Source organism: Chryseobacterium sp. MP_3.2 (assembly GCF_035984805.1).
Taxonomy (GTDB): domain Bacteria; phylum Bacteroidota; class Bacteroidia; order Flavobacteriales; family Weeksellaceae; genus Kaistella.
This window is the reverse complement of record NZ_JAXCHW010000001.1, coordinates 793847-820789: the sequence shown is the minus strand read 5'-3', so window position 1 is coordinate 820789 and position 26943 is coordinate 793847. Positions and strand designations below refer to the sequence as shown.

The window sequence follows — 26943 nt, the reverse complement described above, 5'->3', positions numbered from 1 at the left end:
ACAATATGATAAGCGATATTCCCAGTCCGAAAAGTAGATTTTTTTTAAAAGTCATGTTATTAATTATTGGTTGCGGGCACTTCTGGTAGTAAAGGGATTTGGAAATAAAATTCGGAACCTTCGTCAGGACTGCTGGTTGCGCCAATGGTTCCATTGTGCCGATCAATGATTTCTTGACAAATATAAAGACCAATTCCTAAACCTTGGAAACGTTCCGAAGTTTCTTCTATTCTGTAAAATTTCTCGAATACTTTTTGTTGATGCTCCTTCGACATACCAATTCCAAAATCGCGCACGGAGAAATAAAGTTGATCTCCCCTTAATTCAGATGTGAGATGAATCTCTTCTTGATCTGGAGCGTATTTCAAGGCATTGGTGATAAAATTTACAATGACTTGTTCAATACGTATTTCATCACCTAAGACTTCAAAATCTGTAAAGTTTTTCTTCAATATTTTCACGTGCGGTGTGGAGTTATGCATCACTTCTACAATGTGATCCACCAAAACTTCTAAGGAGAAATATTTTTTATTGAGCTTAAGTTTGCCACTTTCTATTTTAGAAATATCTAATAAATCTGCGATGAGCAAATTTAATTTTTCGATTTGGTTCTGGACCTTGTGAAGACGTTTTTTTACTGTTATAATGTCATTTTTGTCCAGACTTCTTTCTAATAATTGAATGTACCCTTTAATGCTCGTCATGGGCGTTTTCAGTTCGTGACTTGCAATACTGATAAATTCGTCCTTTTTTCTTTCGGCTTCTTTTCGGAATTCAATTTCTGCACGCAGTTTTACCTGCATTTCTGTGAGCGCACGACTTTGTTCGTAAATACGGTAAAATGTTTTCACTTTCAGCAAAAGAATATTCATATCAACGGGTTTGCTGATATAATCTAAACCTCCTGAAGAATATCCTCTAGTGATAAGATTTAAATTAGCACTTGCGGCAGATAAAAAGATGATGGCAGTTTCTTTGGCTTTACTAAAGCCAGAAATTGTTTCTGCCACTTCAAAACCATCCATTCCCGGCATTTGAACATCCAGAATAATAAGGACGTAAGATCTCTTAAGTATTTTCTTCAAAGCTTCTTCCCCAGAAGATGCCGTATCAACTACGAAATCATTTTTCTCCAAAACCTTTTTCAAGGATATTATATTTTGGGGAGAGTCATCTACAATTAGAATCATTATTTAAAACTAGATTTAAGTACGGTGAAAAGATAGCAAATATACTATTTTTGAAAACTTTAAAATTGATCGCTTCGAAGTAAGAGAAACAACTTTGTAGAAATAGGTCAGTTTTTACAACTTGATGATAGTTTCTAAAATTTGCTTTTCCCAAAGGTTAATAAATTAAAGTCCGGATCAAGCAGGGAAAATTCTTTCTGCCCCCAAGATTTTATTTCTAAAGGTCCATTCGGATGTATTGTAACATTGTTATCCAAAAAACTTTTATACAACTCTTCAATCGCATTTGTTCTGATGTAAATCATAACGTAATTATCTTCAGGCTTAAGGTCTTCGAAGAGAAAAAAATGAATTTCTACCTTGTCTTTTTCAAGGAGTAAATAATCTATGTAATCCGAAACCACTTTAATTTTCAGAACATTTACAAAATAATCGTGAGTTACCTGTTTGTTCCGCATCGGTAATTTGGGATGAATTGAGGTAAGCATTGCAAGATGTTTTTTTTTGGAAAGTTTTAAACATAAATATACTTATTTCTGTCTACAAAATTTGATTTCTGCCTAGCTGCGCTGAGAACTTAGAATACTTATAAAAAATTTTTATCTTTGGAACCCACGTTGAAACTTTAGAATAAATATTTCGCATCACCACCTAAAATAATTCCCATGAAATTAAAATTATCATTCCTCTTTATCCTCGTTTTCGTTTTTGGTTTTTCCCAAGTAGAAGAAAAAAAACTGGATGAACTCATCCAAAGTACTTTAAAAACTTTTGATGTTCCAGGAATATCCGTGGGAATAGTTAAAGACGGAAAAGTGATTTATTCTAAAGGTTTTGGGGTAAGTTCTTTAAGTACCAAACAAAAAATGACCGATGAGACTTTGGTTGGGATCGCCTCTAATTCAAAAGGTTTCACCGGAACTGCACTTGCAATTTTAGCAGATGAAGGGAAATTAAATTTTGATGATAAAGTTTCCAAATACATTCCAGAATTCAAAATGCATGATGCGTATGTGACGCAAGAAATTACTATTAAAGATTTAATTACACATAGAGCAGGTTTAGGTTTGGGACAAGGTGATCTCATGTTTTTTCCAGAAGGAGGAAATTTATCCGTGAATGACATCATTCATAATGTTAGATATCTGAAGCCAGAAAATCCGTTCAGAACTACTTTAGATTACAATAACATTATGTTTATTGTTGCAGGAGAAGTTATTCACCGTGTTTCGAAATTGACTTGGGCAGAATTTATAGAACAGAAAATTCTAAAACCCGTGGGAATGAACTCGAGCTATGGAAGTTATAGCCGCGCAAAAGCCGCCAATGTTTCTAATATTATCGATGCTCACGCACCCGTGGACGGAAAAGCCGTACAAGTTCCGCATGACTGGAATGAAACTGCCAATGCGGCCGGCGGTATAATCAGTAATATTAAGGATATGTCGATTTGGGCAGAATTTCTGATAAACGGTTTCACCACGAAAGATGGCAAAAAATTAGTGTCTGATAAACAAATTCAGCAACTGTGGAATTTGCAGATTTCTACTCCAGTTCCCTTAAAAAATGCCTACGATTCTAACTTCGGCGGCTATGGATTAGGGTGGTTTTTGACGGATGTTAAAGGTCACAAACAAGTTTATCATACCGGTGGTTTAATCGGAACTGTAACGCAGTTTACCTTAATTCCAGATATGAAACTGGGTATTATTGTCTTAACCAATCAGCAAAGTGGCGCTGCTTTTAGCGCCATCACCAATACGGTAAAAGATTCTTATTTGGGAATGCCTCAAAAAGATTGGTTGAAAACGTATGGGGATAGAATGGCCAAAGTAAACGCAGATTATGCGAAAGATAAGAAGGAAATTTTTGCCACATCCGAGGAATTTAAAAAAGAGAAAAGTAGTCAAATTAAGAGCGAGCAAATTGTTGGAACTTATATTGATCCGTGGTTTGGCGAGGTGATGATTTCTAAGGAGGGAAAAAATTTCCGGATTTTCTGTAAAAATTCACCGCGATTACAAGGGGAGTTATTGCCTTATACCACTAATGTGATGATTGCAAAATGGGACGACCGAAGTTATGATGCAGATGCTTTCGTGAATTTTAATTTAGATGAAAATGGGAAAGCGCAAAGCATTAAAATGAAACCTATTTCGGATATTACCGATTTCAGTTTTGATTTTGAAGATTTGGATTTACAGCGAAAAAATTAGAAACAGAGAAACCTCACCGTATTGGATGAGGTTTTTTTTCGGAGTTTTTTTATTTAAATTGTTTTTGGTTCATAGAAAAAGATAAGCTTCTTCTTCGCATCATGAAAATCTGCCCAAGAATCGCAGTCAATTTCAAAGCCTGCAACACCGCAGGTAGGCAACATGAAAACATCTTCAGACATGCCATTTGCGAAATTGGAAATTCCATTATTATGAGAAAATACTGCTACATCAGTAAATTGATTGTCTATAGTCAAAACCAAAGTCTCAAAAAAACTTTCGGACGCGTTGTATAATTTATCAACTTTTTGTATTTCTACGTAATACTCCTCATTAAAAATTTTGCAAGTCGTTAAAGCCCGTAATGCCGGACTGGATAGAAAATGGTCAATTTCAATGTTCTGGGAAATTAAGAATTTAGACATTTTTTCTGCATCTCGATAGCCCTTTTCGCCAAGTGGACGGTCAAAATCTTCGGTATCTTCGGGCCAATCACTCTTCGCGTGTCGGACTAGAATTAGTTTTTTCATGGCTCAAGTTTTTTTTCTGAACATAAAATTAGAAATTATTTTTCAATAAATGTGTAAAAAGAGGTTGATGATAAAAATCAGTTGTTTTAAATTTCTTAAATTTGCAGAATATGGCACAAATTCTTGCAGTTGATTACGGAAAGGCACGTTGCGGACTTGCAGTAACAGATGACTTTCAAATTATTGCAAGCGGTTTGCAAACGGTAGAAACTAAAAATATTTTTGATTTTTTATCTAAATATTTTACAGAAAATGAAGTAGAATCCATGGTGGTTGGGCTTCCTACAGATTTAAAAGGAAATCTTAATGAAATAGAAATCCATATTTTAAAATTTATAGAAAAGTTTCGACTTCAGTTTCCAGAGATTTCTGTTCATCGGTTTGATGAGCGCTTTACTTCCAAAATGGCCTCCTTTGCGATTTCTCAAAGTGGTAAAAGCAAAAAGAAAAGGGAAGAGAAAGGACTGATTGATAAAATAAGTGCCACCATTATATTGCAGAATTTTTTAGAACAGAAACAGAAATGATATTACCCATAAGAGCATTTGGAGATGCTGTGTTAAGAAAACATTGCCATGAAATTAAATCAGACTATCCAGATTTAAAAATTCTGATAGACAATATGTTTGATACCATGAACTCTGCGAACGGTATTGGTTTGGCAGCGCCACAAATTGGTTTGGATATTCGGTTGTTTATTGTTGATCTTTCTCCGCTTGCAGAAGATGAGGATTATGAAGATATTGCAGCAGAATTGATAGATTTCCGAAAAGTATTCATCAATGCCCAAATTTTAGAAGAATCTGGCGAAGAGTGGAAGTTTAATGAAGGTTGTCTCTCTATCCCAGATGTTCGAGAAGATGTAAAAAGAAAGGAAACCATCGTGATAGAATACCTGGATGAAAACTTTGTAAAACATACAGAAACCTTGTCAGATATGCGCGCGCGAGTGGTGCAGCATGAATATGATCACATAGAAGGAATATTGTTTACGGATCATTTAAGCTCACTGAAGAAAAAACTAGTGAAAGGCAAATTGATTAAGATTTCTCAGGGAGAAGTCGGCGTAAATTATAAGATGAGGTTTCCAAAGTAATTTCTCATCTTTGTGCGGGTTAAAATTCCCAAAAAATAGAACTTTAGTATTAAAATTAAATAAAAAATAAGCAGATGCAGTTAGAAAAAATAATTTCGATTTCCGGAAAACCGGGACTTTTTAAATTAATTTCACAGTTGAAGAATGGATTCATTATCGAAGATGTTTTAACAAAAAAGAAAGTGAGTATTGGTAATACTTCACAGGTAAGTTTGTTGGATAATATCGCCATGTTTACGTTTGATAAAGAAGTTCCTTTATTCGACGTTTTTGAAAAAGTAGCGAAAAACAATGAGTACAAAGAGACCATTTCCCATAAATCAACGGATGCAGAACTGAGAGAATTTATGACGCAGTCTTTAGCAGATTACGATCATGACAGAGTTTATGTTTCGGATATTAAAAAATTGGCGCAATGGTATAATGTCTTGCACAAAGCAGGTTACATCACTCCAGAAAGTTTTGTAAAAACTGAAACAGAGGCAGAAACTTCTGCAGAAACAGATGTGATCACAGACAAAATTGAAACGAAAAAAGCAGCGCCGAAAAAAGAAAAAGTAGCCACTTCGAAAGTGAAAGCTGCCACTTCTTCCGCAAAATCTGCGCCGAAAAGTACACATCGGAAAATGGGATAAATTCCCCTTTTTATAATTATTACTTTGTCAAAGTTTAGACCTTTGACAAAGTTTTTTGTTTAAAGCAACCAAATCATTGCACGCAATTCTAAAAAAGGAAATATTATTTCCCATTATTAGAGGAAGTTTGTAAGTCTATCATCTCTATTATCTTTTTTCTTTAAATAAAATCTCCAAAAATTATGAATTCCAGACAAGAACAACTCGAAGCTTTCGGGAGATTACTCGATATTATGGATGATCTGCGGGAAAAATGTCCCTGGGATCAAAAGCAGACTTTGCAAACTTTGCGGCATTTGACTTTGGAAGAAGTTTATGAACTTTCTGATGCGTTGCTCAAGGAAGATTTGCCGGAAATTAAAAAAGAATTAGGTGATGTTTTATTGCATTTAGTTTTTTACGCAAAAATAGGATCAGAGAAAAAAAGTTTTGATATTGCAGATGTCATCAATTCTTTAAATGAAAAATTGATTTTCCGTCATCCACATATTTATGGCGATGTTACCGTAATGGACGAGGATGAGGTTAAGCAGAACTGGGAAAAACTGAAACTGAAAGAAGGCAACAAATCTGTACTTTCTGGCGTTACGAAAGGAACGCCAAGTTTGATCAAAGCGTACAGAATCCAGGACAAAGTGAAGGGAATCGGTTTTGAATTTGCGAACGCAGAAGATGCCTGGAAAAAAGTAGATGAAGAATTGGCAGAATTTCACGCCGAAACCGACCTGGATAAAAAAGAGCAGGAGTTGGGCGATGTTTTCTTTTCGCTGGTTAATTATGCGCGAATTATCGGCATCAATCCTGATTCAGCTTTAGAAAGAACGAATAATAAATTTATTACCAGATTTCAAAAAATGGAAAATTTGGCTTTGGATAAAAATCTAAATTTGGCAGATTTATCATTAGAAAAAATGGATGAACTTTGGGAAGAAGCCAAGAAAAACGAATAAACCTCCAGAATTTTCCGAAGGTTTATTTTAAAATGATTAGTTGAAATATTCGTGATATTTCACCATCGATTCTTTGAGCTCGTCCACGATTTTATTCGCTTTTTCTCTGTTATCTGCTTTTTTCAATTTTTCAATTTCTTTCATGTGAGGCGCTAACCAAGAGTGCAAAACATCATGTGGCGTTCCTTTGATGGTGCAGCTTTTTATTAAATTATCATTGGTCGCACTTAGGTTGTTTCCTAACTTATTGTAATCTCCACTTTGCGCATTGTAGGCATTTAGCTGAGTTTCCATATCGTTCAGGAAGGGTTTCATTTCTACATTCATGGTCCATTTTGCACCATTATTTAACTCCAGTTTTGCACCTTCTTTATGCTCATCTGATTTTTCCTGCGCTTCTGAAGCTTTTTCTTCCGAAGTATTTTGTTCGGTTTTCGTGCTTTCATTGGTAAGGTTTTCTTCCTGTTTTTTTTCGCAAGAAATTACGATCGCTAAACCCAAAAGGGCTGATAAAATTGCTTTTTTCATTTTTTTAAAATTTTTATGGTTGTAAAAAGAAATATTCCAGTTACTAAGATTCGGAAAGCCATGGCTCCAATGGTTTTTGTTTCATACAATCCACCGTTATTGATGTTAATAAATAATCCCATATAGGCGAGAACTAAAATAATTAAAGAGATAACTAAAGGCACTTTTGCCCAAGTTTGATTTTTTAAAATTCCATAAGCAGCAACCAAATAGTGGATTCCACAAATCAGGTTTGCCCATACAACGAGCGGAACGTAATTGCCTTCTTTTGCCCTTATTCCAAACCAATCGAAGAGGACGGAACTGCTCATAAAAAGCGTAACTGCTCCGAAGAGGACGAGGAAAATTAGAAGTATTATTTTTTTCATAATTATAGATATTTATATTTAATAAATTAATTTCCTTACCATTAAGTTTCTATTAAGTGATTAAGCGCATTAAGAAAAACATCTTGAGATATTTTTTGTGCGTGCTAAATTCATCTTTGTTCAATCTTAATTTTCTTAATTCCTTCATTAATCTTAATGGCTAATTTTTAAGATTTCTAACTCGTTTTATGATACCGCAAAACAGCCCATGAAATCACCACAATTGCCAATCCTGTGATAAATCCAAAGTGCGGTAATAAATCCATGAATCCGCTGTTTTTCAACATAATTAAACGAACACCGTCAACTCCGTAAGTTACGGGATTCACATAAGCCACATATTTTGCCCAGTCGGTCATGCTTTCTGTTGGGGTAAAAAGGCCGCTCATCAAAATGAAGATCATCATGAAGAAAAAAACCATAAACATTGATTGTTGTTGGGTTTCACTATAAACTGAAGCCAAAAGTCCCATTCCTAAAATGGCCACTAAATAGACAGAAATAAATCCATAGAGCAGCAAAAAACTTCCCTGCATTTGGATTCCATAGACGAAAATCGTCACCAAAAGTCCGATGCTGAAAGCGACCATTGACAAGATCCAAAAAGGAATGAGTTTTCCCAAAATGAAATCTCTTTTCTTTATCGGAGAAACGTTGATCTGTTCGATGGTTCCGATTTCTTTTTCTTCTACGATATTTAAGGCGGTTAAATAGCCTCCAATTAAGGTTACTAAGAAGGCCAAAATTCCGGGAACTAAGGAAAGTCGGTAATTGTAATTTTCATTAAACCAAAATTTGGGCACGATTTCCACACCGGAAATTTTCTTCGCGCTTTCTAATTCGGGCGTCATTTTTAATTGAACCTGTTGGTTGTAATCCTGCAAAATCTGGGCGAGATAACTTGCAGAAAGTCCGGCTTTTGTTCCGTTGATGGCATTGATGGCGAGTAAAACTTTTTCTTTGTTTTCCCGAACTAAATCTTTTTCGAAATTATTGGGGATTTCCAGGATCAAATCGACTTTGTCTTTTTCAATTTCTTCATAAGCGGTGTTGTAATTTTCGCCATATTCAATGATCTTAAAATATCCTGAAGCGGTGATTTTCCTAATGAGTTCACGGGATTCCGTAGATTTTTCGTGATCTACAACGGCTATTTTGATGTCTTTTATTTCATAGTTTGCTGCCAAAGGAAGAATGACCAACTGAATAACGGGCATCACGAAAATAATGGCCAGAATGGATTTGTTCCGGAATATTTGCAGGAATTCTTTTTTAATTAATATGAGTAATGTTCTAAACATTTTTTTATTTATTTAACCACAAAGTCACAAAGCATTTATTTTATTGTGTCGTAAAAAAGTCCATAGAGTGAGGTTTTATTTTAATCTAACTTTTTATTTTATCTAAAATCTGCAGCCCGACTTGAACGGATCCCGATGTAAAATCGGGAGGGAGTGGAAGGTCTCGTCTTTAAGGACAAGATCTGCCCAAAAAATCAATCTAATTTTTATTTTACATTTACTAATTTTGTCTATTATCTTTTATCTATCAGCGAAGCGGTCTTCAATCTCTTTTTTATTCTAACCTTATTTTAAATTTTTTCACGGCGATCACGAAGAGGAAAATCATCATTCCGAAAAGGACTAAAACGTGTTTCCAAATAACCGCTAAACCGGTTCCTTTGATCATAATATTTTTTACAATTTCGTAATACCATTTGGCGGGAATGAGATTTCCGACCATTTGTAAAGGAAGCGGCATATTTTCTACAGGAAACATAAAACCGCTCAACATAAGGGTTGGAAGCATGGTTCCAACGAGCGCGATGAGCATGGCGGTTTGTTGGGAAGCGGTGACGATGGAAATTACAATTCCAATTAAAAGATTGGTAATGATGAAAATGATGCTGATTCCAAAAAGTAAAAAGAGACTTCCTTTGATGGGTAAATCGAGAACGGTGACACTTAAAATTAAGATGGAAACCAAAATGATCATGGACAAAATGAAGTAGGGAATTGCTTTTGCTAAAATAATAATATAGGGTTTCATGGGCGAAACGAGTAATATTTCCATGGTTCCGGTTTCTTTTTCCCGAACAATTGCGATGGCCGTCATCAAAACACAAATAATTAAAAGAATAAATGCCATGACGCCGGGAACGAAATTTGGCGCGCCTTTTAGTTGTGGATTGTACAACATTCTGATTTCTGGTTGAACGCCAAAAGTTTGTTGAAAGGTTTTTTGACCATAAAAATCCTGGATGATATTCGACATGAAATTATAGATCTGGTTTGCCATGTTAAGATCTGTTCCGTCGGTAATTAATTGTAGTTGGGCTATTTTGCCGCTGTTTAAGTTTTGAGCAAATTGTGCGGGAATGACCACAATCATTTTTATTTTTCCGCCTTTGAAAGCGTTTTCTGCTTCATCAATGGATTTTAAATTTTGATCAATATCAAAATACTGATTAGCACTAATTTTTGAAATAAGTTCGATGGAATTTTGAGATTGATCCTGATCCAAAACACCGATTTTTGTATTTTTCACTTCTGTACTCAAAGCAAAACCGAAAAGCAGAACCTGCACGATTGGCATTCCGAAAAGCACGAAAAGCGTTCTTTTGTCACGCAAAACGTGCCAGAATTCTTTTTTTACAAAAGTGATCAACTGTTTCATATAATTATTACTGATGAATGATAAATTATCATTGATTTATAATTGCCGTTTATAGATTTATTATGATTTTCAATATTTAAATTCTCAAAGTCTCAAAGTCTCAAAGTCTCAAAGTCTCAATGTCTCAAATTCTCAAATTCTCAAATTCTCAAATTCTCAATGTCTCAAATTCTCAAATTCTCAACTACTCATTCACTTCTTTTCGCGCCTCTCGCCAATTCATAAAAAACATCGTCCATATTTTGGGCATTGAAATATTTTTTCAAATTTGTTGGCGTGTCTAAAGCGGCAATTTTTCCATCGACCATTATGGAAACGCGGTCACAATATTCGGCTTCATCCATATAATGCGTGGTTACGAAAATCGTAATTCCACGATCCGAAGCTTCATAGATCATATTCCAAAATTGTCGGCGCGTGACAGGATCAACTCCACCGGTTGGCTCATCAAGAAAAACAATTTCAGGTTCGTGAAAAATAGCGACTGAAAATGCCAATTTCTGTTTCCAACCCAAAGGAAGTTGGGAAACCAGTTTGTTTTTTTCCTCTTCTAATCCTAGTTTTTTCAGAAGGTCGTCGCGTTTTATTTTTAAGTTTTTTCTTGGGATTCCGTAAATGCCACCGAAGAAATTGAGGTTTTCTTTCACCGTTAAATTATTGTACAAAGAAAATTTCTGACTCATATAACCGATGTTTTTCTTGATCTTTTCGGTTTCCTTATATACATCAAAACCAGCAACAGTCGCAGTTCCCGAACTTGGAATTGAAAGTCCACTGAACATTCGCATCGCTGTAGTTTTTCCGGCGCCATTTGCACCGAGAAAACCAAAAATTTCTCCTTTTTTCACCTCAAAACTGATGTGATCAACCGCGGTGAAATCTCCAAAAACTTTGGTGATATTTTCTGCTTTGATGGCGATATTTTGATTTTTAATATTCATTTTTAATGAGATAATAAACGGATGAAACTGTCTTCAATATTGGCTTTTATAGGATTGATCTCAACATTTTCAAAACCTTCTTTTTCTAAATATTCTACCACTTTTAATTCTGAAAAATTTTCATTTTTATCGATAGTTAAATGCACATATTCGCCGTAGGCATACACATTTTTCTTTTGTTCAAAATTTTCTAAAGCACGTAAAACCGCTGACGTTTTTCCAGCTTTTACCTCGAAAAGGAAATCTGGATAAGAATTGCTGATGTTTTCTGGCGTATCAATGGAAAGGATTTTTCCTTCTTGCATTAAAGCGATCCGGTCGCACAAAGCGGCTTCGTCCATATACGGAGTTGCGACTACCATTGTGATTCCTTGTTTTTTTAATCTTTGCAGCATTTCCCAGAATTCTTTTCGGGAAACGGGATCAACTCCGGTTGTTGGTTCATCCAGAAATAAAACTTTCGGTTTGTGGATTAAAGCGCAACACAACGCGAGTTTCTGTTTCATTCCGCCCGATAATTTCCCAGCTCGACGATCTTTAAAAGGTTCGATCTGAATATATATATCTTTGATCAGATCATAATTTTCTGCAATGGTGGTATTAAAAACGCTGGCAAAAAATTCTAAATTTTCTTCAATCGTTAAGTCTTGATAGAGGGAAAATCTTCCAGGCATGTAACCTAAAATCGTGCGAATTTTTTTATAATCTTTCACCATATCCAAATCTTCGATGGACGCAGAACCAGAATCGGGGAGCAAAACCGTGGTTAACATTCTAAAAATAGAAGTTTTTCCAGCTCCATCTGGACCAATCAAGCCAAAAATTTCGCCATGATTCACTTCAAAACTCACGTGATCTACCGCAAGAACTTTTTCTTCTTTCTTGCCGTAAGTTTTGGTGAGATTTTGAACGATGATTGATTTCATTTTTTTGTTTTACTTAAAAGTTTTTTTACCACAGAAGTCACAAAAGTTGACTGTATAATTTAGTCAATCAGAAGAGCATAAATGATGACCGATTAGTTTTAACGTATTTTTTTTGTGAACTTTTATTATAGTTTTTTACATAAACCTTTTGTGACTTTTGTGGTTGAAGAATTAAAATTTTACGTCGCCGTACATTCCGATTTTTAGGTAGCCATCATTTTTTACATGAATTTTCACGGCATATACAAGATTTGCTCTTTCGTTTTTGGTTTGAATGGTTTTTGGAGTAAATTCAGCTTTTGAACTGATCCAGTAAATAGTTCCGGGAAGTTCTTTTGTTTTTCCCTCACCTGCATCGAGGAGAACTTTTACTTTTTGTCCGTTTTTTATTAAAGGCAATTGATCTCCGGTGATGAATGTTTTTAAAGTCATCAAATCTAAATTTGCCATTTTGAATATTGGTTTTCCCACCAAAGCAAATTCTCCCTGATTCAAATATTTTGTAAGAACCATCCCGGAAATCGGACTTTCGATCGTGTTATTTTTCAACTGTTCCTCGATTTGTTCTACTTTTTTCTGGGTTGGTTTTCTTTCACTTAAAATCGCCCGATTTTGAATGGAGACATTTTCTTTGGTGGTGGAAATCTGTTGTTGCAGAACACTTAACTGACTTTGAGCCGCAGAAATTTGTTTCTGAATGACTTTTATTTGTCCGTTTGCATCATCGAGTTGTTTTTTTGTCGCGGCATCTTTTGCGACTAAATTTGCAGTTCGGTTTCTTTCGCGAACTGCGTTTTGTAGTTGTTCCTGTAGAATGGAAACATTCGCAGATTGACCTGAAATTTGGGTTTGTAAAACCTGAATTTGCGGAAGTGCAGAATTGGTTTTTTGGTCGATTGCATCCATACTTGCAATGACCTGTTCTTTTTGTAATTCTACATTTTTCGGATCTATTTCGCCAACTTTTTCATTCAGCTTCAATTCTTGACCTTCTTCCACATTGAGTTGCAGAATCGTTCCATTTGCTTTCGCCGTTACTAAGATTTCATCGGCTTCGAAAGTTCCGGAAGCATCGTAAGAATCTCCCGAATTATTGCAGGAAAAAAGGAGAAGTGCAGTTGCAAACAGGATATATTTTTTCATCGGATGGGATTTTTTATTTTTCTAAAATTCATTATTCACTATTCATTATTCATTATTCATTATTCAATACTCATTACTTATCTTTCATTGATTGAGTTGCGCCTTCAGATTATACTGCGTCAACAAATATTGAATTTCGTGGGTGATTTTCTGGTTTTTTGCACGATCCAGTTCATTCACTTCTCTTAAATAATCACTTGTAGTTATGACACCGTTTTCCAGCTGAGCGAAAGAAGATTTTTTAATACTTTCTCGCAAATTCACTAATTCGTCGTCTTTTTCAATGAGTTGTTGAATTTTTTCGAGGTCATTATTGTTTTGAATAGTTTGAAACTGTTGATTGAAAAGGAAATTTTCTTTTTGAATGTCAATTTCTTCCTGTTGAATTCCTACTAAAGCCAAATCATTTTTTTTCGTATAAAATCCAGAGATTGGTATATTCAGTCGAACTCCACCGATATAGAATAAGTCGAATTCGTTTTTCAGCATATTGAAACCAGGTTTTCCGTAACCACCTTGAAAAAATACTCCTAATTTTGGAAGATTTCTGGAGTTGATGTTGGATTTCTGTTGGTCTAAAACCGCTTTTTGTAAATCAAAAAGTTTCAATTCTGCACGTTTGTTTTCATCTTGAATCAGGATTTTTTCCGGTTTCTGAAGGATTGTGTTTTCGTCTAAATTTTTTTGAATGAAGAGAGAAAGCATTTGGAGGAAACTTTTTTTCGTGGATTGAAGCTCGAGTTGTTTCTGGTCGATGTTAATGATTTGTGCTTTTAAAACATCAACATTACTTCTAAAGATGACGCCGTTTTCTAATTGTGTTTCGGCTTTTTTCAGTCCGCTGGATAAATCAGATTTAGTCAATTCTGTTTGTTGAATTTGTTCGTCCGTTTGAAGAATTCCGAAATAAATTTGATTAATTCTCATTTCCAATTGATCGGTCTCAACCTCTGTTTTCTGCAGTTCAATTTCAGAATTAATAGTTGCTATTTTCTTCTGATTGGTAATCATTCCGCCGTCGTAGATATTTTGTTGAACGTCTGCAAAAACTTTGTACTGATCTTTACTAACAGGTTCGACGGTCATATTTGGCAGTTGAATCGGAAACTGAATCACATCGTTTTGATACGTTGCTTGACCCACAACTTGGATTTGTGGAAGCCAACCTTTTGTGGCATTTTGTAGATTGTAATCTTTGCTTTTCGCAATTAAATCATGTCTTTTGATGAGCGGATAATTTTGTTTTGCTAAATCATAACATTCATCTAAAGTCAATGTTTGGGAATTAACAGAGAAGAAGAATAGTAGGAATAAGTATTTTAAAATTTTCATTTTATCTATATTTATGTCATTCTGAATGAAGTGAAACGCATTTAAGAATCTTTTTTATGGAGAAGAGATCCTTCATTTCACTTTGTTTCATTCAGCATGACAATTGATGTTCTAAAAATTAGTTATTTAATATTATTTTGATCCATGCTGGAACCAAGGTTTTTCTTTCTTCCACGAATTGTTGAAACTCATCGTCATTCATAATATCGAAGGAGGTCAAGATTGGTTTCATGGCGAAGGGAAATGCGGTCATGCTCAAAAAATTCAATAGGATATGAAAAGGGTTTAGATCTGGTTTTCTCTCTTTGATCTGTTGAATGATAAAGGAATTGTTCAAAACTCGTTCAAAGGGCAGAATTGATTTGATGTCGGAAGTTTTTTTCTGGATCTCACTTAAAATAAAAATAGGAAGATTTGGATTTTTGGAAAGAATTTCGAAGTATTTTACACTTGCTAAATCAATTTTTTCTTCTAAACTTGTTTTTTCATTGGTAACGATGGGAATGATTTGTCCAAAAAGCAAGACGATTTTTACTTTCATGACTTGTTCGAACAGTTTTTCCTTTGTTCGAAAATAGTAATTGAGTAGCGCTAAATTAATACCTGCCTCTTCTGCAATATCACGTGTACGAGTGCCAGAATAGCCTTTTTGTGTGAATACTTTTGAAGCAGCTAAAAGGATTTTATCTTCTGTAGAAAGTTCGGTTTCGCTCATGATCATTAATTATAGGACGAAGTTAGGATTTATATTTTGATTTAAACAAAATAATTAATCAAATGATTAAAATAGCTGAATAAAAAAACGCAAATCTAATTGAAGTGCGTTTCTATTCAATTTTATTTCTGTTTATAAGCCGAACTGTCTCGCAAATAAATCTGGAAAAACTCCAAGTGCCACAATTGCGAATACAACAAATACTGCTACAATATTGTAAGTAAGTGATACTTTTTCTGAAGTGTTAAAACTGCTTTCCTTAGGAAAAAACATGACCATGATCAACCTTAAATAGTAGGCGATGGATATTGCAGATCCTAAGATTGCAACAATCACCAAGAAAGGCGAATCTCGAATTGCCTGCGCGAAAATTGCAAACTTACCCATGAAACCTGCTGTTAAGGGAATACCGGCCATTGATAGCATGGAAACCGCTGCTGTAACTGCTAAAATAGGTTCAGAATGTGCAAGACCTTTGAAAGCATTGTAAGACGTTTCTCTTTTTAGCTTTTCTACATAAATTAAACACATCATTACACCAATGGTAGCCAAAGAATAAGCAAATAAATAGAAAGCTAAATTGTAAACCGACATATTATTAATGCCGAAAAATATCAAAGTCAAATAGCCTACATGAGAAACAGAAGAGTACGCCAACATTCTTTTCGCGTTGCTTTGAGCTAGTCCCATGACGTTGGCTAAAAATAATGTGATGATAATGAGAACACCCATGATATTAATCCACTCTGAATTAATTCCAAAGAATCCAATACTCATCATTTTAAAGAAAGCGTAGAATGCACTGATTTTCACAGTAGACATCATAAACGCGGTAATCAATGAGGGAGAACCTTGATAAACATCCGGACTCCACATGTGGAAAGGTGCTAAAGATACTTTAAAAGCCAAAGCTGCCATCATTAAAACTGCACCCATGATGAACATTACATCTTTTGGATTATTGATGGAGTATTCATGAATGGTATATAAATCAAAACTGCTGGAACTGCCATAAATTAAAGCAATACCAAACAATAAAAATCCGGTTGCAAAGGCACCCATTAAGAAATATTTAATGGAAGCTTCGTTAGAACGCAAATCTGTCTTATTGCTTCCTGCCAATACGTAAAGAGGAATGGAAAGAATTTCTACGCCCAAAAACAAGGTGACTATGTTTTGAAATCCAAAAAGTACAATACCACCAACAAGAGAGAAAAGCATTAAGGCGTATAATTCTGATTGGTGGCTGCGGTGATTGCTAAAGGCAAATCCGCCTAAGAAGAATATCAATAAGGTGATGACCAAAGAAATTTTGGTAAACAAAGCTGCATTAGGTCCGAATTCGAACATGCTTTTATACTGATCGAAAAATTCTAATTCTGGTAAAAAGCTCACATAAAATGCAATGATAATTCCTAAAATACCAATGTATCTGGAATATTTTCCCTGCTCGAAAACACCTGCAAACAATGCAATTACCGCGGTAAGGAATATGATGATTAAAACGCTCATTTAGTATAGATTTGAGATTTATAGATTCGGGACTTTGGATTTTCATCCACTGTCTTCATCTCTTATTTCTTTATTATTATTTTTCTTAATTCATCATCGAAGAGAAAATGAACTTCAGCGAACTATTGACCATATCAAGAATGGGTTGCGGAAAAATCCCCAACACCAAAACAAAAACTACCAAACTTGCGAGAACCGTAAATTCTACAGCAGAAATATCACCTGTCGATGATAATACGGCTTCATCTCCTGTACCAAGCATCGATTTTCCGAAGAAACGGAACAAATAAACCGCAGAGAATATCATGGTAGTTCCTGCAATTACAGCAGCAAGAATATTATAATCGAAAATGGCTTTGATCAAAATAAATTCCCCAATAAATCCATTGGTTAAAGGCAAGGCGATAGATCCTAGTAAAATAATCATGAAGAGGATTGCAAATTTTGGGGCTACTTTCGCCAGACCACCCATTTTACGAATATCGCGGGTTTTGAATTTTTTGAATAAAATATCGGCACAGTAAAATAATCCAACCACATTAATACCGTGGGCAAAAGTTTGTACTAAAGCTCCTTCGCCACCAGTTATCGTTAAGGTTCCTTTCATGGTAAGAATAGCAGAAGCCATAATTCCAGCCACCATCAACCCAACGTGAGATAAAGAAGAATAAGCGATAATCCTTTTGGAATCGTTTTGAATAATTGCGATGAGCGCTCCATGAACAATCCCGATAATGGCTAAAACCAAAACAATCTGTCCAGATATGCCTAAAATTGGCGCTGGAGTAATTGGCAATAACCATCTCAATAGTCCATAAATAGCCATCTTCAGCATAATTCCGGAAAGTAGCATGGAACCTTGCGTTGGAGAGTAGGTATAAGTATCTGGTTGCCAAGAATGGAAAGGAAAGATAGGCAACTTCACCGCAAAGGCGAAGAAGATAAACCAAAACGCTACAGTTTGTTCCGCAACGGTTAAATCAGCGTTGTAAAGGTCTGTTAAAGCGAATGACGCAGAATTGGTGTACACATATATCAATCCAACCAACATAAAGAGGGAACCGACAAAGGTGTAGACAAAAAATCTGGTTGTAAACTGAATTTTCTTATTCTCTTGACCCCAAATTCCAGCGATTAACCAAATTGGAATTAAGGTAACTTCCCAGAAAATATAGAATAACAATCCGTCTAAAGAAGTAAAAACTCCGATCAGACCAAACTGCATCAATAAGATTAAACCGTAAAACGTATTCTTGTATCCAGGCTTTTCATTGAAAGCGGAAAGAATGATCAAAGGTGTTAATATAGTGGTGAGCAGAAGCAATAACATACTCATTCCATCAACCCCGAAATGCAATTGCGTCTCTATGAAGCGCATCCAAGGATAATTAATTTCATGCTGCAGAACTGAATCTACAGTTGGTTTGAAATCAAAATCAGAAAGCATGTAAAAGGTGAGAAACATCTGTACAAATGCAATCCCTAAAGCTAAAAATTTACTTGCGGGATTTTTCCACGCGAACACCAATGCAGAACCTACAAGAGGTAATAGTAGTAATGTTAATAATAGGTATGACATTTACTATTGTAATATAAAGTTAACAATTAAAATAATTCCTATGGCCAAAGACATGATGAGAACATAATTCTCTACATTTCCGTTTTGAAGGCGTTTTGCGGCACGTCCAGAATCTTCGGCACCAATTCCGATGTAGTCTACAAATTTGTTCAGTACGCCTTTGTCAAACATATTTCCGCCTACGCCTAAACCTTCTGTAAACTTGATGAAGGTAGCATTGTAGAGTTCATCAAGAAATAATTTCTTATTAGAAAGTCTTTCCCAACCCGTATATTTTTCATCTGGCAAAGCCATTTTTTTCTTATCGACGTAAATTTTCTTCACGATGAACCAAACGGTGAAAAACATGATGATCGTTAATGAAAGTAAAATCATCTCTGTTCCGAAATCCACTTCAGGTAAACTGATATCAATTTTATAAATCGATTTTAACCAATCTGCTAACCTGGAATAATTTCCGTGTCCAATAAAGTGAGGAAGATTAATAAAACCTCCAACGATAGATAATCCGGCAAGAATCATCAAAGGAATGGTCATTGTTTTCGGACTTTCATGCAGATGCTTTTCTTGTTCTGGTGTTCCTCTAAACTCTCCATGGAAAGTCAGATAATAAGCACGGAACATATAAATTGCCGTCATGGCTGCAATTGCGAATAAGGCTACCCAAATTGCGGGATGTTTCGCCCACGCGTTGGTTAGAATTTCATCTTTAGAAATCATTCCGGAAAGGAAAGGAAATCCTGAAATTGCTAAGGTTCCTATTAAAAAGGTAATATGCGTAATGGGAATTTTTTTCTTTAAACCACCCATCAATCTCATATCCTGCTCATCACTCATGGCATGAATCACAGAACCTGAACCAAGGAATAATAAAGCTTTGAAAAATGCATGCGTCATTAGGTGAAACATTGCCGTGGTATAGGCTCCAACTCCAACTGCCACAAACATAAATCCTAGTTGAGAAACAGTAGAGTAGGCGAGAACTTTTTTAATATCGTTTTGTCTTAAACCAATAAAGGCAGCAACTAAGGCGGTGGTTAAACCGATAAATAAGATGGCTTCTAATGTGGTGGGCGCCAAAGAAAATAAGAAGTTAGATCGTACCACCAAATAAATCCCGGCAGTAACCATGGTTGCAGCGTGGATTAATGCAGAAACTGGAGTTGGTCCTGCCATTGCATCTGGAAGCCAAGTGAATAAAGGAATTTGAGCAGATTTACCCATCGCACCGATAAATAGACTTCCTGTTATGAAAATTATCATGGTAGAATCCAATTCAAACTGCCCTGAATTCTGTGCTACGGATAGAAAATCTACAGCGTTGGTTTGTTGAGCAATCATAATGATTCCTACAATCATTCCTAAATCTCCAATTCTATTCATGATAAAAGCTTTTCTGGCAGCTGCATCATATTGTGGATTGCTGTACCAAAATCCGATGAGGAGATAAGAACACAATCCTACACCTTCCCAACCGATGAAAAGAATAAGGTAATTACTTCCCATTACAAGAAGCAACATGGAGAAAATAAATAGATTTAAATAAGTAAAGAATTTATAAAACCCTTTGTCGTGACTCATGTAGCCAATAGAGTAGAGATGAATTAAAGAGCCAATTCCCGTGATGATCATTATCATCATCAGAGAAAGTTGATCAATTTGAAAAGCAAAATTAACTTGAATTCCACTGATTCTAAACCATTCAAAGGCCTTCACAATAACAGGAGGAGCCGCTGCATCGAAATTTAAAAATATACTCACCGCAATACAGAAAGAAGCAAAAACAACTAAAGTTGCAAAAGCTCCAACAAACATTTTCGGCAAATTTTTACCGAAAAGCCCATTGATTAAAAATCCGAGTAAAGGTAAAAGTATAATTGCGTAAACTAAATTTTCCATCTATAATTATCCTCTTAATTTATTAAATATACTGATGTCTACAGATTTTGTATTTCTATACATCATGGCGATAATGGCTAAACCAACGGCTACTTCTGCTGCAGCAACTACCATGATAAAAAATACTAAAATTTGCCCATGTCCATCACCTTTGTAACTGGAAAAAGCTGCCAGCAAAAGGTTTACAGAGTTCAGCATCAATTCCACACATCCTAAAATAATAATGGCATTTTTTCTAATCAAAACTCCCAAAACTCCCAAACAAAACATCACCGTACTGAGCATAATGAAATACTCCAGGGGAATTGCCTGTATAAATGAATTTACTTCCATAATATTATAAGTCTTTTTTACCAATCAATACCGCACTTACAATCCCTGCTAAAATCAGGATAGAAGCCAACTCGAAGGGCAAAACATATTCGTTAAACAATAAGCGACCAAGATTTTTGGTGAGTCCGATGTCTGCACGTACATCCACCGCTACAGGCTGAAAAGTAAATCCGCGATACGCTCCCAAAATACCAATCAACAATAATCCTGCGGAGAAAACTCCGATGAACTTCATCAAGTTTTGTTTCTTGCTTTCGTCCTCTTTACTCAGATTAAGCATCATTAAAATGTAAAGGAATAACACCATGATGGCTCCAGCGTATACTATGATTTGTACAATTCCAAGGAACTGCGCATTTAAAATAATGTACAAAGCCGCAATGGAAAACATGGTCACAATAAGGGAAAGAATCGCGTACATTGGATTTTTTGCGAATACAAAACTTACTGCACTAGCAACTGCGATCGATGCCACGATGAAAAATATAATCTGCTCCATCTACTTCACGGATTTTTTTTGCAATTCACTCTGTCTTGCGGTAATATCAATTCTTTCGTTGATTTTTTCTACCAACTTATCTTTTCCATAGATAAAACTGCCGCGGTTTTCTTCCACATTCACCAAGCGATCTGTTAAATAAACTGCTGATTTCGGGCAAGCTTCTTCACACATTCCACAGAAAATACAACGCAACATGTTAATTTCATAGACAGCTGCATATTTTTCTTCGCGGTAGAGGTGTTTTTCTTCTTTCGTACGTTCAGCCGCCGTCATGGTAATGGCTTCTGCAGGACAAGCTACGGCGCAAAGTCCACAAGCAGTACATCTTTCTCTACCTTCTTCATCACGTTTTAAAACTTGCTCCCCGCGCCAAACTTTTACGCGTGGACGCTGCTCCTCCGGATATTGCACGGTGGCTACACCATCACCAAAAACAGACTTCATGGCATGGCGAAAAGTAATTCCCATTCCCTTGAAAATCGCGGGAAGGTAAACGCTTTCACCGAAAGTCATTTTTTTGTTGGAGACCACTTTTGATCTATTCGTTAATTTCATCTGCTTTCTTTATCTTTTTCTTCGGGTTTCTAAAACTTCTAAACTCATCGTTATCGATTGATGAATTTTCAAAAGTTTCATTTCTGAAGATATTTTTATTTTTTACGGGAGCAATTTCTTCTGAGCTCCTTTTCTCGTTCTGTCCCGCTTTCCGCTCTATCTTTTAGGCGTCCTTCGTCCTTATAAAAGGATGCCGCTACAATCGGGGCTATATTTAAAACGGGTTTCTCCTTTCGAGCTTTTTTCAATGCTCCTTAAAGAAGATTGTTATCTCATAAAATGCTCAAATGCCAATATCACCGCGCCTGTTAACATCAAGTTCAGCAAAGCGAAAGGAATTAATTTTTTCCAACCTAAGTGCATCAACTGATCATATCTAAATCTTGGCAAAGTCCATCTGATCCACATAAAGATTAAAATTCCAATTACTGTTTTTCCTAAGAATGAAAAGATGGAAAGAATCCCTGCGGCATTTTCTCCCCAGTTATTCGTTACCCAATCAATTCCCGGATAATTGTATCCACCAAAGAATAAGACTACGATTAATGCATTGGAAATAAACATATTTACATATTCCCCAAACATATATAATCCTAATTTCATGGAAGAATATTCCGTATGATAACCATTCACCAATTCAGATTCACATTCTGGTAAATCAAAAGGAGATCTGTTTGTTTCTGCCAAAGACGCTACATAAAAAATTATGAAAGCCAAGGGCTGATAGAAAATATTCCAGTTCGTTCCAGAAACTTCGGGTAAAATTCCCCAAATTTTTCCGTGCGTTTGTTGCTCTACAATTACTTTTAAATCCAATGAACCCGCCATCATAATAATCGCCAATAAAGCCAGACCCAAGGATAATTCGTAAGAAATCATTTGAGAACTTGCCCGAATTGCACCAATTAAAGAGAATTTGTTATTGGATGCCCAACCACCGATCATAATCCCATAAACTCCGATGGAAACCATGGCTACCAAATACAAAACACCAACATCAATGTTGGCAACTTGAAGGTCATAAGAATTTCCACCAATATTCAAGGTTTTCCCCCATGGAATAATGGCTCCCGTAATCAAGGAAATAAACATCACCAAAGACGGCCCTACTACAAAGAGGAATTTTTCTGCTCCCGCGGGCGTAAAATCTTCTTTGAAGAAAAATTTACCTCCATCCGCAAGGGGCTGTAATAATCCGAAAGGTCCAGAACGGTTCGGTCCAATTCTGTCTTGCATAATCGCTGCAACTTTACGTTCTGCCCAAGTAGAGTAGGCCGCTACCGTAAGTGCAAGCACAAAGAGTACAACAACGAGTATGATTTTAAAAGTTAATAAACCCATATTATTTTAGAAAATTTTGTTCTTTAAAAAGAACTACATCAAATTAAAATTGTTTTCAGACTTCGCCTGAGATTCTGCTTCATCTTCTGCGCTTAATTCTTTCGCATCTGAGTTATTCAGCAAGCTGACCATATTTTTCGGTTTCTCATAATGATTTAAGGAAATCACAGAGTGACGGTCTATATGTCTAGGACCTTCAATATTCCAAAGGCTGGTTTCTTTCTTCTCGAATCTGCATTCATTACAAATCCAATCAATAATTTCATCATATTGATCTTTTCTGGCGGTTACACGAATTATTTCTTCACCTTTCATCCACAATACTGCTTTTCCGGAACACTTCGTACATTCACAAGTTCCGTTCATTGGTTTTGTAAACCAAACTCTGGTTGCGAAACGGGAAGTTCTATCGGTCAACGCGCCTACAGGACAAACATCAATTACATTTCCAATAAAGTCATTGTCTAAAGCCTTGTTCAGGTAAGTAGAAATTTCTGCCACTTCTCCACGGAATAGAATTCCATGTTCGCGGGTTTCTGTTAACTGATTCGCCGCCAATACACATCTTGCACACAGAATACATCTATTCATGTGCAATTTAATATTGGGACCAATATCTTCCGGTTCAAAGGTTCTTCTTTCGAATTCTGTTCGGGTTGCTTCTACACCGTGCTCATAACCTAAATCCTGGAGATGGCATTCTCCGGCCTGATCACAAACTGGGCAATCTAATGGGTGGTTAATCAGTAAAAACTCAGTTACCGCTTTTCTGGCTTCCTGCGTTTTTTCTGAAAGTAAGTTTTTCACTTCCATACCGTCCATCACACCAGTTCTGCAACTTGCCACTAATTTTGGCATTGGTCGGGAATCTGCATCAGAACCTTTAGAAACTTCTACCAAACAAGTTCTGCATCTTCCACCACTGGTTTCCAAGGGTTTGTAATAGCACATTGCAGGTGGCACAGATTTACCTCCAATTTGGCGGGCTGCTTCTAAAATAGAAGTCCCGGGCAAAACTTCAGTTGTCTGTCCATCTATGGTTACCTTAAATTTTTTAATTTCGTCGCTCATTATATATGAATTCAAAAATGAATTATTTATTTTTTAATCTTAAAAGTATATCCAACTCCAAAATTGATCTGACCAAAAACAAAATCTTGCATTGCTTTATCAGGTTGATTATTAAGGGTTGTTTTAATATCAAACATATTGATATAACCTGCTTTCGCTTCTATTCTTGCCATCCAATGGTTCCAAAAAACAAAATTGATATTCGTTCTTGCATCTAAACCAAAGCCGGCAACATGAAATCGATCGCTTCTCTCATTTCCAAAAAGTTTGATATTACTTTTCGGAAACATTACTCCTGTACCACCTCCATAACTCCAAACGATATCTATATTTTTTGAAGAATATAGGGAATTGTATTTTTCTAAACCGAGGTTTACATAATTCAATCCGTCTGTATGTTCGAAGGTCAGAAATTCTTTATCTCGAAGATCTACTGTACCATTCTCAGCCATTGCCGCGTAAACTGGATCACTAATATTACCTGAAAAATCAACGGTCTGATTTTGATCCATCACATATTTCATGTGATCCTGAGCAATAACCAAAGCTAAACTATCCTTAATAAAATATCCTAATCGAAAATTAAATTGTGGAGTTGAAATATCTCCTGGATTAATATAATCCCAACTTAATGGTGAAGGTCTATCATGCGCGACTACATTTTCTAATGTGAAATCATAAGCGCTTCCTTTAAATCTAATATCAGATTTGGTAAACGCCGCTCTATTCCAACCCCAAAAAACGAACATTTGTCCTTTTCTTGATAATGTATTTTTAAATGAAACATCACCGTGATCAGACATTAGGCCACTTAAATCAACTGAATCTTTTTCCTGTGCAAAAACAAAATTCAACCCTATAAAAAGGAATACAAATACTTTAAAGAACTTCTTCATTTATTTATTAAAATCTCTCAATAGGATTTTCTCCTATTCTCTATTAAAGCGCCACTTCGCGACGATCTTAATTATCTTCTATTTCGCTGCAACCGGAATTGGATCTGCATAATTTGCCAATCCATAATTTCTGGTTAAAGCTTCTGGATTGTCAATATACCATTCAAATTCATCACGGAAATGACGGATTGCAGCGGCAACTGGCCATGCTGCGGCATCACCAAGCGGACAAATCGTGTTTCCTTCAATCTTGCGCTGAACATCCCAAAGCAAATCGATGTCTTCCATTTTACCAACTCCAGCATTGATATTTTTCAAAATTCTCCACATCCAACCAGTTCCTTCACGGCATGGTGTACATTGTCCACAACTTTCGTGCATGTAAAAATGCGCAAGAGTCAAGGTATGTTTAACCACACTTTGATCTTCGTCTAAAACGATAAATCCACCTGAACCCATCATGGTTCCTGTCGCAAAACCTCCGTCTGCAAGGGATTCATAATTCATATATCGCGGCTCGCCGTTGATGGTTTGTAATAATAAATTCGCAGGAACAATTGGAACGGAACTTCCACCTGGAATACAGGCTTTTAATTTTTTACCGTTCGGAATTCCACCACAGTATTCATCAGAGTAAATAAACTCTTCCACCGTAATGGTCATGTCGATTTCGTAAACACCCGGTTTATTAATATTTCCACATGCGGAAATTAATTTGGTTCCTGTAGATCTACCTACACCAATTTTGGCATATTCAGCTCCGGTAATATTGATTATTGGAACTACTGCAGCAATAGTTTCTACATTATTTACAACAGTTGGGCATTCCCAAAGTCCTTTAACGGCTGGAAAAGGCGGTTTCAAACGAGGATTTCCGCGTTTACCTTCCAATGATTCTAGCAAGGCTGTTTCTTCACCGCAGATATAAGCTCCGGCGCCACGCTGAACGTAAATTTCTAAATCGTAACCTGCTCCTAAAATATTTTTACCAAGAAATCCTGCAGCTTTTGCTTCATCGATGGCTTCTTCTAAGATGTTTACAATCCAAGCATATTCGCCGCGGATGTAAATGTAGGCTGTGTTTGCGCCCAAAGCGAAAGAGGAAATAATCATACCTTCCAACAACAGGTGCGGAAGAAATTCCATTAAGTAGCGATCCTTGAAAGTTCCGGGTTCAGATTCATCAGCGTTTACTACTAAATATCTTGGAACGCCTTCTGGTTTTGCCAGAAAGCTCCATTTTAAACCTGTAGGGAAACCTGCACCACCACGACCACGAAGTCCTGAAGTTTTCACTTCTTCCGTAATTTCTTCTGGTGACATTTTGAAGGCTTTTTCCACTGCATCATAACCACCTTGTTTCCGGTAGGTTTCAAAATAGCGAATTCCTTCTATATGTGCGTCTTTAAGTAAAAGTTTTTTACTCATTAGTTATTAAAAAATTAATCCAAAGCAAGCTGACCTTCTCTGCAAAGTGCAATGATCTCAGTTACTTTTTCATTGGTTAAATGTTCATGATAAAAATCGCCCAACTGCATCATTGGTGCGTAACCGCAAGCGCCTAAACATTCTACAGTTTTTAAAGTGAAAAGTCCATCTGCAGTAGTTTCACCTACTTTTATATTCAATGTTTCTCGGATATGATTGATAATTGCATCGCTTCCGTTTAACATACAAGGACCAGTCTGACAAACTTCTAAAACGAATTTTCCCACGGGTTTCATATTGAACATGGTATAGAATGTTGCCACTTCATACACTTCAATCGGTTGAATATTCAGAATTTCAGCTACATAATCCATTACTGGAACTGCTAACCAACCATCAAATTCTTTTTGCGCAACGTGCAAAAGAGGAATCAAGGCGGATTTTTGTTTTCCTTCTGGATATCTTGCTATAATTTTATTAACCTGCTGCATGGTCTCAGGTCTGAAAGCTATTGTTTCGCTCACTTCTTTTTTATTTTAAATTTTAAATTCTAGATTTTAAAATCTTAAATTTAAGTTTCG

The 26943-nt window shown here is 35.9% G+C and carries 28 protein-coding genes; 5 read left to right on the top strand and 23 right to left on the bottom strand.

Annotated features, from left to right (window positions below; all coding sequences use genetic code 11):
* Positions 1-59: 59 nt before the first annotated feature.
* Both RCH13_RS04015 and RCH13_RS04010 read right to left on the bottom strand, forming a co-directional pair.
* Positions 60-1190: a hybrid sensor histidine kinase/response regulator gene (locus tag RCH13_RS04015; protein WP_326985921.1), complete on the bottom strand. Its 1131-nt coding sequence runs from the start codon at positions 1188-1190 to the stop codon at positions 60-62.
* 134 nt (positions 1191-1324) lie between these two features.
* Complete coding sequence (locus RCH13_RS04010) at positions 1325-1678, bottom strand: VOC family protein (RefSeq protein ID WP_326985920.1); 354 nt, start codon at positions 1676-1678, stop codon at positions 1325-1327.
* Between the two features lie 177 nt (positions 1679-1855).
* Here RCH13_RS04010 and RCH13_RS04005 point away from each other — a divergent pair, with 177 nt between their 5' ends.
* A complete protein-coding gene (locus RCH13_RS04005) occupies positions 1856-3406 on the top strand; it encodes a serine hydrolase (RefSeq protein WP_326985919.1) in 1551 nt (516 codons plus the stop codon).
* A 53-nt stretch (positions 3407-3459) separates the two neighbouring features.
* Here the strand turns inward: RCH13_RS04005 and RCH13_RS04000 are convergent, their stop codons facing one another.
* On the bottom strand, positions 3460-3936 hold the full coding sequence (locus RCH13_RS04000) for a SixA phosphatase family protein (RefSeq protein WP_326985918.1): 477 nt from the start codon (positions 3934-3936) through the stop codon (positions 3460-3462).
* Between the two features lie 110 nt (positions 3937-4046).
* On the opposite strand from RCH13_RS04000, the gene ruvX reads away from it, so the two are divergent.
* The 4 genes from ruvX to mazG all read left to right on the top strand — a co-directional run bounded on the left by ruvX (position 4047) and on the right by mazG (position 6617).
* Positions 4047-4463 carry a Holliday junction resolvase RuvX gene (gene ruvX, locus RCH13_RS03995; protein WP_326985917.1) on the top strand — a complete coding sequence of 139 codons (417 nt, stop codon included), beginning with the start codon at positions 4047-4049 and terminating at the stop codon, positions 4461-4463.
* Entirely contained in the window at positions 4460-5032 is a 573-nt protein-coding gene (def, locus tag RCH13_RS03990) for a peptide deformylase (protein WP_326985916.1), read from the top strand. Before ruvX ends, def begins: the two co-directional genes overlap by 4 nt.
* A gap of 74 nt (positions 5033-5106) precedes the next feature.
* The gene (locus RCH13_RS03985) at positions 5107-5667 is read left to right on the top strand and encodes a DUF5606 family protein (RefSeq protein WP_326985915.1); all 561 of its coding nucleotides are present in this window, start codon (positions 5107-5109) and stop codon (positions 5665-5667) included.
* 182 nt (positions 5668-5849) lie between these two features.
* Positions 5850-6617 (top strand): nucleoside triphosphate pyrophosphohydrolase, encoded by a 768-nt coding sequence (gene mazG, locus RCH13_RS03980; RefSeq protein WP_326985914.1) that lies wholly within the window; start codon positions 5850-5852, stop codon positions 6615-6617.
* Positions 6618-6653: 36 nt separating this feature from the next.
* On the opposite strand, the gene RCH13_RS03975 is transcribed toward mazG, so the two are convergent.
* From RCH13_RS03975 to RCH13_RS03880, 20 genes are all read right to left on the bottom strand, one after another.
* On the bottom strand, positions 6654-7145 hold the full coding sequence (locus tag RCH13_RS03975; RefSeq protein ID WP_326985913.1) for a hypothetical protein: 492 nt from the start codon (positions 7143-7145) through the stop codon (positions 6654-6656).
* A complete protein-coding gene (locus RCH13_RS03970) occupies positions 7142-7513 on the bottom strand; it encodes a hypothetical protein (RefSeq protein WP_326985912.1) in 372 nt (123 codons plus the stop codon). The genes RCH13_RS03975 and RCH13_RS03970 overlap by 4 nt, the downstream gene beginning before the upstream one ends.
* A gap of 176 nt (positions 7514-7689) precedes the next feature.
* On the bottom strand, positions 7690-8814 hold the full coding sequence (locus RCH13_RS03965; RefSeq protein ID WP_326985911.1) for an ABC transporter permease: 1125 nt from the start codon (positions 8812-8814) through the stop codon (positions 7690-7692).
* A gap of 274 nt (positions 8815-9088) precedes the next feature.
* Positions 9089-10189 (bottom strand): ABC transporter permease, encoded by a 1101-nt coding sequence (locus tag RCH13_RS03960; protein WP_326985910.1) that lies wholly within the window; start codon positions 10187-10189, stop codon positions 9089-9091.
* A gap of 188 nt (positions 10190-10377) precedes the next feature.
* Entirely contained in the window at positions 10378-11130 is a 753-nt protein-coding gene (locus tag RCH13_RS03955) for an ABC transporter ATP-binding protein (protein WP_326985909.1), read from the bottom strand.
* A gap of 2 nt (positions 11131-11132) precedes the next feature.
* The gene (locus RCH13_RS03950) at positions 11133-12056 is read right to left on the bottom strand and encodes an ABC transporter ATP-binding protein (protein WP_326985908.1); all 924 of its coding nucleotides are present in this window, start codon (positions 12054-12056) and stop codon (positions 11133-11135) included.
* 171 nt (positions 12057-12227) lie between these two features.
* Complete coding sequence (locus RCH13_RS03945; protein WP_326985907.1) at positions 12228-13199, bottom strand: HlyD family secretion protein; 972 nt, start codon at positions 13197-13199, stop codon at positions 12228-12230.
* Positions 13200-13283: 84 nt separating this feature from the next.
* Positions 13284-14531, bottom strand: coding sequence for a TolC family protein (locus RCH13_RS03940; RefSeq protein WP_326985906.1), 1248 nt, complete (start codon positions 14529-14531; stop codon positions 13284-13286).
* A gap of 118 nt (positions 14532-14649) precedes the next feature.
* Positions 14650-15246 (bottom strand): TetR/AcrR family transcriptional regulator, encoded by a 597-nt coding sequence (locus tag RCH13_RS03935; RefSeq protein ID WP_326985905.1) that lies wholly within the window; start codon positions 15244-15246, stop codon positions 14650-14652.
* A gap of 132 nt (positions 15247-15378) precedes the next feature.
* The gene (locus RCH13_RS03930; protein WP_326985904.1) at positions 15379-16758 is read right to left on the bottom strand and encodes an NADH-quinone oxidoreductase subunit N; all 1380 of its coding nucleotides are present in this window, start codon (positions 16756-16758) and stop codon (positions 15379-15381) included.
* Positions 16759-16843: 85 nt separating this feature from the next.
* Entirely contained in the window at positions 16844-18337 is a 1494-nt protein-coding gene (locus tag RCH13_RS03925) for a complex I subunit 4 family protein (protein WP_326985903.1), read from the bottom strand.
* A gap of 3 nt (positions 18338-18340) precedes the next feature.
* Positions 18341-20236 (bottom strand): NADH-quinone oxidoreductase subunit L, encoded by a 1896-nt coding sequence (gene nuoL, locus RCH13_RS03920; RefSeq protein WP_326985902.1) that lies wholly within the window; start codon positions 20234-20236, stop codon positions 18341-18343.
* Positions 20237-20242: 6 nt separating this feature from the next.
* Positions 20243-20569 (bottom strand): NADH-quinone oxidoreductase subunit NuoK, encoded by a 327-nt coding sequence (gene nuoK / locus RCH13_RS03915; RefSeq protein ID WP_326985901.1) that lies wholly within the window; start codon positions 20567-20569, stop codon positions 20243-20245.
* Positions 20570-20573: 4 nt separating this feature from the next.
* Positions 20574-21068, bottom strand: coding sequence for an NADH-quinone oxidoreductase subunit J family protein (locus RCH13_RS03910; protein ID WP_326985900.1), 495 nt, complete (start codon positions 21066-21068; stop codon positions 20574-20576).
* Positions 21069-21626, bottom strand: a complete 558-nt coding sequence (locus RCH13_RS03905) for a NuoI/complex I 23 kDa subunit family protein (protein ID WP_326985899.1) — start codon at positions 21624-21626, stop codon at positions 21069-21071. It lies immediately after the preceding gene.
* Between the two features lie 267 nt (positions 21627-21893).
* The gene (gene nuoH / locus RCH13_RS03900) at positions 21894-22967 is read right to left on the bottom strand and encodes an NADH-quinone oxidoreductase subunit NuoH (protein ID WP_326985898.1); all 1074 of its coding nucleotides are present in this window, start codon (positions 22965-22967) and stop codon (positions 21894-21896) included.
* 33 nt (positions 22968-23000) lie between these two features.
* Positions 23001-24038 (bottom strand): 2Fe-2S iron-sulfur cluster-binding protein, encoded by a 1038-nt coding sequence (locus tag RCH13_RS03895; protein WP_326985897.1) that lies wholly within the window; start codon positions 24036-24038, stop codon positions 23001-23003.
* A gap of 26 nt (positions 24039-24064) precedes the next feature.
* Entirely contained in the window at positions 24065-24934 is an 870-nt protein-coding gene (locus RCH13_RS03890) for a hypothetical protein (RefSeq protein ID WP_326985896.1), read from the bottom strand.
* A 78-nt stretch (positions 24935-25012) separates the two neighbouring features.
* Positions 25013-26362: an NADH-quinone oxidoreductase subunit NuoF gene (gene nuoF, locus RCH13_RS03885; RefSeq protein WP_326985895.1), complete on the bottom strand. Its 1350-nt coding sequence runs from the start codon at positions 26360-26362 to the stop codon at positions 25013-25015.
* A gap of 14 nt (positions 26363-26376) precedes the next feature.
* Positions 26377-26886: an NADH-quinone oxidoreductase subunit NuoE family protein gene (locus tag RCH13_RS03880; RefSeq protein WP_326985894.1), complete on the bottom strand. Its 510-nt coding sequence runs from the start codon at positions 26884-26886 to the stop codon at positions 26377-26379.
* Between the last annotated feature and the right edge of the window lie 57 nt (positions 26887-26943).

Excerpts from the sequence above, each read along its gene's own strand:
- RCH13_RS04015 (WP_326985921.1), bottom strand. The coding sequence starts at position 1,190 with ATGATTCTAATTGTAGATGACTCTCCCCAAAATATAATATCCTTGAAA.
- RCH13_RS04010 (WP_326985920.1), bottom strand. The coding sequence starts at position 1,678 with ATGCTTACCTCAATTCATCCCAAATTACCGATGCGGAACAAACAGGTA.
- RCH13_RS04005 (WP_326985919.1), top strand. The coding sequence starts at position 1,856 with ATGAAATTAAAATTATCATTCCTCTTTATCCTCGTTTTCGTTTTTGGT.
- RCH13_RS04000 (WP_326985918.1), bottom strand. The coding sequence starts at position 3,936 with ATGAAAAAACTAATTCTAGTCCGACACGCGAAGAGTGATTGGCCCGAA.
- ruvX (WP_326985917.1), top strand. The coding sequence starts at position 4,047 with ATGGCACAAATTCTTGCAGTTGATTACGGAAAGGCACGTTGCGGACTT.
- def (WP_326985916.1), top strand. The coding sequence starts at position 4,460 with ATGATATTACCCATAAGAGCATTTGGAGATGCTGTGTTAAGAAAACAT.
- RCH13_RS03985 (WP_326985915.1), top strand. The coding sequence starts at position 5,107 with ATGCAGTTAGAAAAAATAATTTCGATTTCCGGAAAACCGGGACTTTTT.
- mazG (WP_326985914.1), top strand. The coding sequence starts at position 5,850 with ATGAATTCCAGACAAGAACAACTCGAAGCTTTCGGGAGATTACTCGAT.
- RCH13_RS03975 (WP_326985913.1), bottom strand. The coding sequence starts at position 7,145 with ATGAAAAAAGCAATTTTATCAGCCCTTTTGGGTTTAGCGATCGTAATT.
- RCH13_RS03970 (WP_326985912.1), bottom strand. The coding sequence starts at position 7,513 with ATGAAAAAAATAATACTTCTAATTTTCCTCGTCCTCTTCGGAGCAGTT.
- RCH13_RS03965 (WP_326985911.1), bottom strand. The coding sequence starts at position 8,814 with ATGTTTAGAACATTACTCATATTAATTAAAAAAGAATTCCTGCAAATA.
- RCH13_RS03960 (WP_326985910.1), bottom strand. The coding sequence starts at position 10,189 with ATGAAACAGTTGATCACTTTTGTAAAAAAAGAATTCTGGCACGTTTTG.
- RCH13_RS03955 (WP_326985909.1), bottom strand. The coding sequence starts at position 11,130 with ATGAATATTAAAAATCAAAATATCGCCATCAAAGCAGAAAATATCACC.
- RCH13_RS03950 (WP_326985908.1), bottom strand. The coding sequence starts at position 12,056 with ATGAAATCAATCATCGTTCAAAATCTCACCAAAACTTACGGCAAGAAA.
- RCH13_RS03945 (WP_326985907.1), bottom strand. The coding sequence starts at position 13,199 with ATGAAAAAATATATCCTGTTTGCAACTGCACTTCTCCTTTTTTCCTGC.
- RCH13_RS03940 (WP_326985906.1), bottom strand. The coding sequence starts at position 14,531 with ATGAAAATTTTAAAATACTTATTCCTACTATTCTTCTTCTCTGTTAAT.
- RCH13_RS03935 (WP_326985905.1), bottom strand. The coding sequence starts at position 15,246 with ATGAGCGAAACCGAACTTTCTACAGAAGATAAAATCCTTTTAGCTGCT.
- RCH13_RS03930 (WP_326985904.1), bottom strand. The coding sequence starts at position 16,758 with ATGAGCGTTTTAATCATCATATTCCTTACCGCGGTAATTGCATTGTTT.
- RCH13_RS03925 (WP_326985903.1), bottom strand. The coding sequence starts at position 18,337 with ATGTCATACCTATTATTAACATTACTACTATTACCTCTTGTAGGTTCT.
- nuoL (WP_326985902.1), bottom strand. The coding sequence starts at position 20,236 with ATGGAAAATTTAGTTTACGCAATTATACTTTTACCTTTACTCGGATTT.
- nuoK (WP_326985901.1), bottom strand. The coding sequence starts at position 20,569 with ATGGAAGTAAATTCATTTATACAGGCAATTCCCCTGGAGTATTTCATT.
- RCH13_RS03910 (WP_326985900.1), bottom strand. The coding sequence starts at position 21,068 with ATGGAGCAGATTATATTTTTCATCGTGGCATCGATCGCAGTTGCTAGT.
- RCH13_RS03905 (WP_326985899.1), bottom strand. The coding sequence starts at position 21,626 with ATGAAATTAACGAATAGATCAAAAGTGGTCTCCAACAAAAAAATGACT.
- nuoH (WP_326985898.1), bottom strand. The coding sequence starts at position 22,967 with ATGGGTTTATTAACTTTTAAAATCATACTCGTTGTTGTACTCTTTGTG.
- RCH13_RS03895 (WP_326985897.1), bottom strand. The coding sequence starts at position 24,038 with ATGAGCGACGAAATTAAAAAATTTAAGGTAACCATAGATGGACAGACA.
- RCH13_RS03890 (WP_326985896.1), bottom strand. The coding sequence starts at position 24,934 with ATGAAGAAGTTCTTTAAAGTATTTGTATTCCTTTTTATAGGGTTGAAT.
- nuoF (WP_326985895.1), bottom strand. The coding sequence starts at position 26,362 with ATGAGTAAAAAACTTTTACTTAAAGACGCACATATAGAAGGAATTCGC.